Below are 8,276 nucleotides of genomic sequence, written 5' to 3' on the forward strand. Positions count from 1 at the left end.
TCAGGAGGCGCCATGAACGTCCGCACCCCCATCCCCACTGGCTCCGCACGGCGCGAAGAGCAGGCCGACATCCAGGCCGTCGTCTCCCCGAAGTACGACCGAGTGGGCTTCGACCGCTACGTCGTGTCGCACGACGGGCCGATCGGCTACATCGAAGCCGTACCTCCGGTCTTCGTCTGCTACCTCGGCCATCCGTACGCACAGGCCGAAGAGGTCGCGCAGGTGCACGAATTCGATCGTGCCGTGCGGCTGCTCGACGAACGCGCCGCCCGGTCGCGACAGCGCCCTCTCGCCGGATGAGCCGCGAGATCTGGCCCGGTTCGGCGTACCCGCTGGGGGCGACCTTCGATGGGCAGGGCACCAACTTCGCCCTGTTCAGCGAGGGCGCCGAGAGCGTGGAGCTGTGCCTCTTCGACGAAGACGGCAACGAGGAGCGCATCGCCTTGACCGAGGTCGACGCCTATGTCTGGCACGGCTACCTGCCCACGGTGCAGCCGGGGCAGCTGTACGGCTACCGGGTGCACGGTCCGCACGAGCCCGAGCAGGGCCGGCGGTTCAACCCGCACAAACTCCTCCTCGACCCCTACGCCAAGGCCGTCGCCGGGCGGATGGACTGGGGGCAGTCGCTGTTCGGCTACGACTTCGGTGACCCCGAATCCCGCAATGACGACGACTCGGCCGATGCGATGGTCAAGGGCGTCGTGGTCAACCCGTTCTTCGAGTGGGCCGGCGACCGGCCGCTGCACACGCTGTACGCCGAGACGGTGATCTACGAGGCTCACGTGAAGGGCCTCACGCAGCTGCATCCGGACATCCCGGAAGAGCTGCGCGGCACCTACGCGGGCGTGGCGCATCCGTCGGTCATCGAGCATCTGCAGCGGCTCGGCATCACCGCGCTCGAGCTCATGCCCGTGCATCAGTTCGTCGACGACTCCGTGCTGGAAGACAGAGGCCTCTCCAACTACTGGGGCTACAACACCCTCGGCTTCTTCGCCCCGCACAACGCCTATGCCTCGACGGGAGAGCGCGGCGAGCAGGTGCAGGAGTTCCGGGCGATGGTGCGCACGCTGCACGAAGCCGGGATCGAGGTCATCCTCGACGTCGTGTACAACCACACCGCCGAGGGAAACCACCTCGGCCCGACGCTCTCGATGCGAGGGATCGACAACGAGGCGTACTACCGGCTCGAGGAGGACCGCCGCTACTACACCGACTACACCGGGACGGGGAACAGCCTCAACGCCGGCAACCCGCACGCGCTGCAGCTCCTGATGGACTCGCTGCGGTACTGGGTGACCGAGATGCACGTCGACGGATTCCGCTTCGACCTCGCCTCCGCCCTGGCCCGGGAGTTCTACGACGTCGACCGGCTCGCCGCCTTCTTCGAGCTCGTGCAGCAGGACCCGGTGGTGTCGCAGGTGAAGCTCATCGCCGAGCCGTGGGACGTGGGCCCCGGCGGCTATCAGGTGGGGAACTTCCCGCCGCAGTGGTCGGAGTGGAACGGCCGGTACCGCGACACCGTGCGCGACTTCTGGCGCGGGGAGCCGCAGGCCCTCGGCGAGTTCGCCTCGCGGATCACCGGCTCGGCCGACCTGTACGAGCACTCGGGGCGGCGGCCGGTGGCCTCCATCAACTTCGTCACCGCGCACGACGGCTTCACGCTGCGCGACCTCGTCTCCTATGCCGAGAAGCACAACGAGGCCAACGGCGAGGACAATGCCGACGGCGAATCCCACAACCGCTCCGACAACATGGGCGCGGAGGGACCGACCGACGACCTCGAGATCAACCGGCGGCGAGCGCGCCAGCAGCGCAACCTCCTCGCGACGGTGCTGCTCTCGCAGGGCGTTCCCATGCTCGCCCACGGCGACGAGCTGGGGCGCACCCAGGGCGGCAACAACAACGTCTATGCGCAGGACAACGAGATCGCCTGGGTCGATTGGAAGAACGCCGACCTGCCGCTCGTCGAGTTCACGGCGGCGATCTCACGGCTGCGGCGCGAGCATCCGACCTTCCGTCGGAGCCGCTTCTTCGACGGGCGTCCGGTGCGCGCCGAGGATGCCGAGCGCATCCCCGACGTCGTGTGGCTGCGACCCGACGGCGGTCCGATGGCGCCGGAGGACTGGGACTCGGGATTCGGACGCTGCGTCGGCGTGTTCCTGAACGGTCGAGGGATCCGTGAGAACGACAGCCGTGGACGGCCTGTCACCGACGTGAACTTCGTCCTGTACTTCAACAGCGGCGACGATCCGGTCGATGTCGCGGTGCCCGATGAGGGCTACGGAGACCAGTGGGACGCCGTGGTCGATACGGCCGGCGCGCTCCACGAGGCGACTGCCGTTCGGCCCGGCGATACGGTACTTCTGGAAGGCAAGGCGATGCTCGTGCTGCAGGAGGCCGACGCGGCACCGCCGCAGATCGACGATTCGGTCGATGCCTCCCTCCGGATCCAGAACGAGCAGGCCACATCGTGACGAGAAGACCGCTGTCGACGTACCGGCTGCAGATCAGCGAGCACTTTCCTCTCGGGGAAGCCGCGGCGGTGACCGGCTATCTCGCCGACCTCGGCGTCTCGTGGGCGTACCTCTCGCCGCTGCTCGCCGCCGTGCGCGGATCGAACCACGGGTACGACGTCGTCGACCACTCGCGCGTCGACTCCGACCGAGGCGGCGAGGAGGGCCTCGTCCGGTTCGCCGCCGCCGCGCGCGCAGCCGACCTCGGCATCCTCGTCGATATCGTGCCCAACCACGTCGGTGTCGCGGTGCCGCGGCAGAACCCGTGGTGGTGGGAGGTGCTGCGGCTCGGGAAGGGAACGCGCCGGGCCGCTGCCTTCGACATCGACTGGGCCGCCGGCGGCGGACGCGTGATCCTGCCGGTGCTCGGCTCCTCCCCCGAGCAGGCGATCGCAGACGGCGAGCTCGTCGTCGATGCGACCTTCGCCCCCGATGCGCCGGACGGCGTGCTCACCTACTTCGAGCACGTGCTCCCGCTCGCTCCCGGCACCTCGACGCTGGCCGATGACCTGCCCGCACTGCTCGACGCGCAGCACTACGAGCTGCGGTTCTGGCGCGACCAGAACACCGACCTCACCTACCGCCGCTTCTTCGCGGTGTCCGAGCTCGCCGGCATCCGCGTCGAGCTGCCTGACGTCTTCGCCGAGTCGCATCGCGAGATCGTCCGCTGGATCCGGGAGGGTCTCGCCGACGGGCTGCGCGTCGACCACCCGGACGGCCTCGCCGATCCCGGTGGCTACCTGGAGCAGCTGGCGGATGCGACGGGAAGGGCATACACCGTCGTCGAGAAGATCCTCGAGCCGGGCGAGGTGCTGCCCGCCTGGTGGCGCACCGACGGCACGACCGGGTACGACGCGCTCGTCGAGTTCGACCGCGTGCTGGTGGACCGGGATGGCGTCGACCAGCTCGACCGTCTCGACGAGCGCCTGCGCGCCGAGACGGGTCTGCCGCCGGCGCAGTCATGGACCGACCTGATCCACGACACCAAGCGCCTGGTGGCGGAAGAGCTCCTCGGATCGGAGGTGCGGCGACTGGTGCGCACCCTTCCCCACGGGATCGTGCGGGCGGAGGACGGACTGGTCGAGCTGCTGGCCTGCTTCCCCGTGTACCGCTCCTACCTGCCGGAGGGACGCGAGCATCTGGAGCATGCCTTCACCGAGGCACGACGCCGACGGCCCGACCTCGCCGCCACGTTCGCCGAGCTGGAGCCGCTTCTCGCCGACCCTCGCCTCGAGGTGGCCCAGCGCTTCCCGCAGGTGAGTGGAGCGGTCATGGCCAAGGGCGTGGAGGACACCGCCTTCTACCGCTGCACCCGCCTGGGCACCCTGACCGAGGTGGGCGGCGACCCGTCGATCCCCGCTCTCACGGTGGGAGAGTTCCACGAGGCGCAGCGGGCGCGGCTCGCCGCGTGGCCGGCGTCGATGACCACGCTGTCGACGCATGACACGAAGCGCTCCGCGGATGTGCGCGCGCGGCTGAGCGTGCTGTCCGAGATGCCCGAGCGCTGGGCGGCGGTGCTGGACGAGCTGCGGGCGATCGCGACGACCGGTCACGGTCCTCTCGATGCGCTGATCTGGCAGGCGACCGTGGGTGCATGGCCGATCTCGACCGATCGCCTTCTCGCCTATGCCACGAAGGCCGCGCGGGAAGCCGCGGAGGCGACGACCTGGCAGCAGCCGGATGCGGCATTCGAAGAGGGACTGGGCCGGATCGCCCGCGCCGTCGAGGGCGATGCCGCGGCAGTCCTCGACCGCTTCGTCAGCGAGATCGTCGATGCGGGGCGCTCGAACTCGCTGTCAGCCACGCTGCTGCAGCTCACCGGGCCGGGCGTTCCCGACGTGTACCAGGGCAGCGAGCTGTGGGATCTGTCGCTCGTGGATCCCGACAATCGTCGTCCCGTGGACTTCGCCCTGCGCGCGCGGATGCTCGAGGAGCTCGACGCCGACGTCGCCCGCGGCATCCTTCCGCCCATCGACGACTCGGGCCGGGCCAAGCTGCTCGTCGTCTCGCGTGCGCTGCGACTGCGGCGCGACAACCCCGAGCTCTTCACCGTCTACCGTCCGGCGGTGGTCGAGGGACCCGCGGCGGAGCACGCCGTCGCCGTCCATCGCGGCGGCATCACCGCCGTGGCGACCCGTCTTCCGGTCGGCCTGGCGGCCCGCGGTGGGTGGGGCGACACCGTGATGATGCGGCCCGACATCCCCGGCACAGATGTGCTGACCGGACGCCGGATCGCGCCGGGCCCGGTGCGACTCGCCGAGCTGCTCGACACCTACCCGGTCGCGCTGATCGAGCTCGCACGGTGAAGACGGAGCCCCGGTGATCGAGGTGTGGGCGCCGCGCGCGAATCGGATGCGGCTGCGGCGGATCGACAGCGACGGCACGACGGTCGACGAAAGTGACCTCCGCCCGGCGGCCGAGGGGTGGTGGCGCCGCGACGTCACCCTCGGCGACGGCGGGCGGTACGGCTTCGTGATCGACGACGAGGAGGAGCTGCGGCCCGACCCCCGCTCGCGGCGGCAGCCGGAGGGCGTGCACGGCCCGTCGGCGGTCTTCGACACCGTGGCCCACGCGTGGAACGACGTCTCCTGGACGGGCCGACAGCTCGCAGGCGGCCTGATCTACGAGCTCCACATCGGCACGTTCACCCCCGAGGGCACGCTCGACGCGCTCACGGAGCGACTGGATCATCTCGTCGACCTCGGCGTGACGCACGTCGAGCTCCTGCCGGTGAACGCCTTCAACGGGCACTGGAACTGGGGGTACGACGGGGTGCTCTGGTACACGGTGCACGAGGCCTACGGCGGCCCGGCCGCGTATCAGCGGTTCGTCGACGCCGCCCACGGGCGCGGCCTCGCCGTGATCCAGGACGTCGTGTACAACCACCTCGGGCCCAGCGGGAACCACCTGCCGAAGTTCGGGCCCTACCTGCGCGAGGGCGACGGCACCGCCTGGGGCGACTCGGTGAACCTCGACGAGCCGCCCGTGCGGGAATACATCATCGACAACGCGCTGATGTGGTTGCGCGACTTCCATGTCGACGGGCTGCGGCTCGATGCCGTGCACGCCCTGCGGGACCGGCAGCCGGTCCACATCCTCCGGGAGTTGGCGACGCGGGTCGATGCCCTCTCCGCACAGCTGAACCGGCCGCTCAGCCTCATCGCGGAGTCCGACCTCAACGATCCCGTGATGATCCTTCCGCGTGAGGCCGGTGGCCACGGGCTCACCGCGCAGTGGTCCGACGACTGGCACCATGCCGTGCACGTCGCCCTCACCGGCGAGACGACCGGCTACTACGCCGACTTCGCCGCGCACGACGCTCTCGCCAAGGTGACGGAACACGGGTTCTTCCACGACGGCACGTACTCGTCGTTCCGCGGGCGCCCGCACGGATCGCCGATCCCGCCGGAGGTGCCCGACTGGCGCCTGGTGACGTTCGCGCAGGACCACGACCAGATCGGGAACCGTGCGGCGGGCGACAGGCTCTCGGCCACGCTCTCGCCCGACCGGCTCGCGGTGGCCGCCGTACTGACGCTGACCTCGCCGGGAACGCCGATGCTGTTCATGGGAGAGGAGTGGGGCGCGTCCACCCCGTGGCAGTTCTTCACCTCGCACCCCGAGGCCGAGCTCGGTCGGGCCGTTGCCGAGGGACGCACCGCGGAATTCGCGCGGATGGGGTGGGACCCGGATGCCGTGCCCGACCCGCAGGACCCCGACACCTTCCGGCGGTCGCACCTCGACTGGAGCGAGCTCGACGACCCGGTGCACGACCGTCTTCTCAGGCTGTACCGCGACCTCGCCCGACTGCGGCGTGAGCGCGGCGAGCTCACCGATCCGGATGCGAGGAGGACGCGGGTCGAGGTTCGCGACACGGACGGGCGCCCCGAGCACCGGGTGTACCGCATCGATCGGGGCGGGCTCTCGGTGCTGGTGAACCTCTCGGCCGAGCCGGCGACGTTCGAGGTCGCGCCGGGGTACGAGGTGCTGTTGTCGACGGGCGACTCCGTGCACGAGAGTGGGACGGTCGCCCTTTCGCCGAACACCGCCGCGGTGATCGCCCGCGCCTCCGATTAGCCCCGGCACGACAGGTCGCCGAACCCGAAGGACTTCGAGCTCGTGTCCGACGAGGTCGAGATCATCGTCCCCGAACTGCGCTGACCCCGGGGTTCAGCTACGCGCGGCCCACCACTCGCGCAGCCGCTGCTCCACGACCTCGGGACCCAGCACGCCCTCGTCCAACCGCAGATCGAGCAGGAACCGGTACGCCTCGCCCACCTCGCGGCCCGGCGCGATGCCGAGCACCTGCTGGATGCGGTTGCCGTCGATCTCCGGACGGATGGAGTCGAGCTCCTCCTGCTCGCGCAGCGCCGCGATGCGCGACTCGATGTCGTCGTACGCGCTCGCCAGGCGTCCGGCCTTGCGCTTGTTGCGCGTGGTGACATCGGCGCGGGTGAGGATGTGCAGGCGCTCCAGCAGGTCACCCGCGTCGCGCACGTACCGCCGCACTGCGGCATCCGTCCAGGTGCCCTCGGCGTAACCGAAGAAGCGCAGATGCAGCTCGATCAGCGTGGAGACGGCATCGGTCGTGTCGGTATCGAACCGCAGGGACTGCAGGCGCTTGCGAGCCATGCGCGAGCCGACGACGTCGTGGTGGTGGAACGTCACCACGCCACCGGGCTCGAGCTTGCGCGTGCGCGGCTTGCCGATGTCGTGCAGCAGCGCGGCGAGGCGTAGCGGCACATCGGGGGCGGCGCCCGGATGCCGGGAGTGCTCGAGCTCGATCGCCTGGCTGAGCACGGTGAGGGAGTGCTCGTAGACGTCTTTGTGGTGGTGGTGCTCGTCGACCTCGAGGCGCAGTTCGGTGACCTCGGGGAGGAACTCATCGATCAGACCGGTGTCGACCAGCACGCGGATGCCGCGCACCGGATCGTCGGTCTGCATGAGGCGCACGACCTCGGACTGGATGCGCTCCGGGCTCACGATCTTGAGGGTCTCGCGCAGTTCGGCGATCGCCTCGGCCGTGGCCTCCTCGACGCGGAACCCGAGCTGGGCGCTGAAGCGGGCAGCACGCAGCATCCGCAGCGGGTCGTCGCCGAACGAGATCCGCGGGTCGGCCGGGGTGCGCAGGATGCCGGCGATGAGGTCTTCCACGCCACCGGTCGGATCGACCAGCTTCACGGCGGGCACCTGCAGCGCCATGGAGTTGACGGTGAAGTCGCGGCGCACGAGGTCGCCGTCGATCGTGTCGCCGAACTCGACCGTGGGCTTGCGGGTCACGCCGTCATAGCTGTCGGCGCGATAGGTCGTGATCTCGACCTGCTCGCCCTGCACGCGCGCACCGATCGTGCCGAATGCGCGACCGATGTCCCACTGCGCGGTCGAGATCGGCGTGACGATGGCCAGGATGTCGTCAGGCGCGGCGTTCGTCGTGAAGTCGAGGTCGTGCGTCGCCCGACCCAGCAGCGCATCGCGCACCGGTCCACCGACCACGGCCAGGTCGAAACCGGCATTCGCGAACGCCGTCGCGAGGGTGCGGACGACCGGGTTCTCGGCGAGCGCACCGAGACGGGCGAGGCCGTCAGCCATGTTGAGCATGGTTTCCAGCGTACCGGGGCGGGCCGGTGGGGCTTCGGCAGGTACCGGACGCACCGTTCACCTCCCCGTCGCCCGAAGGCCAGCCTCCCGTCACCCGACACCGATGGGGTGGAGGAGCCCCGTGCGGCTGAGCACGGAACCCCACCCCCATGAAGGACTGACATGACC

The 8,276-nt window shown here is 70.1% G+C and carries 5 protein-coding genes; 4 read left to right on the forward strand and 1 reads right to left on the reverse strand.

Annotated elements, in window-relative coordinates; all coding sequences use genetic code 11:
- Nucleotides 1–12 precede the first annotated feature (12 nt).
- Genes HCX50_RS17455 through treZ form a run of 4 tightly spaced genes read left to right on the forward strand, consistent with a single transcriptional unit; the run spans nucleotide 13 to nucleotide 6,587 of the window.
- Nucleotides 13–300 (forward strand): hypothetical protein, encoded by a 288-nt coding sequence (locus tag HCX50_RS17455; protein ID WP_091027910.1) that lies wholly within the window; start codon nucleotides 13–15, stop codon nucleotides 298–300.
- Entirely contained in the window at nucleotides 297–2,474 is a 2,178-nt protein-coding gene (glgX, locus tag HCX50_RS17460; protein ID WP_167635204.1) for a glycogen debranching protein GlgX, read from the forward strand. The genes HCX50_RS17455 and glgX overlap by 4 nt, the downstream gene beginning before the upstream one ends.
- Complete coding sequence (gene treY / locus HCX50_RS17465) at nucleotides 2,471–4,819, forward strand: malto-oligosyltrehalose synthase (protein WP_167635205.1); 2,349 nt, start codon at nucleotides 2,471–2,473, stop codon at nucleotides 4,817–4,819. Before glgX ends, treY begins: the two co-directional genes overlap by 4 nt.
- A gap of 13 nt (nucleotides 4,820–4,832) precedes the next feature.
- Nucleotides 4,833–6,587 (forward strand): malto-oligosyltrehalose trehalohydrolase, encoded by a 1,755-nt coding sequence (gene treZ / locus HCX50_RS17470; protein ID WP_167635206.1) that lies wholly within the window; start codon nucleotides 4,833–4,835, stop codon nucleotides 6,585–6,587.
- A 93-nt stretch (nucleotides 6,588–6,680) separates the two neighbouring features.
- On the opposite strand, the gene HCX50_RS17475 is transcribed toward treZ, so the two are convergent.
- Nucleotides 6,681–8,108 carry a CCA tRNA nucleotidyltransferase gene (locus HCX50_RS17475; protein ID WP_167635207.1) on the reverse strand — a complete coding sequence of 476 codons (1,428 nt, stop codon included), beginning with the start codon at nucleotides 8,106–8,108 and terminating at the stop codon, nucleotides 6,681–6,683.
- Between the last annotated feature and the right edge of the window lie 168 nt (nucleotides 8,109–8,276).

Origin of the sequence: Microbacterium sp. B19(2022) (assembly GCF_012030385.1) — a bacterium.
Taxonomy (GTDB): Bacteria; Actinomycetota; Actinomycetes; order Actinomycetales; family Microbacteriaceae; genus Microbacterium; species Microbacterium oxydans_B.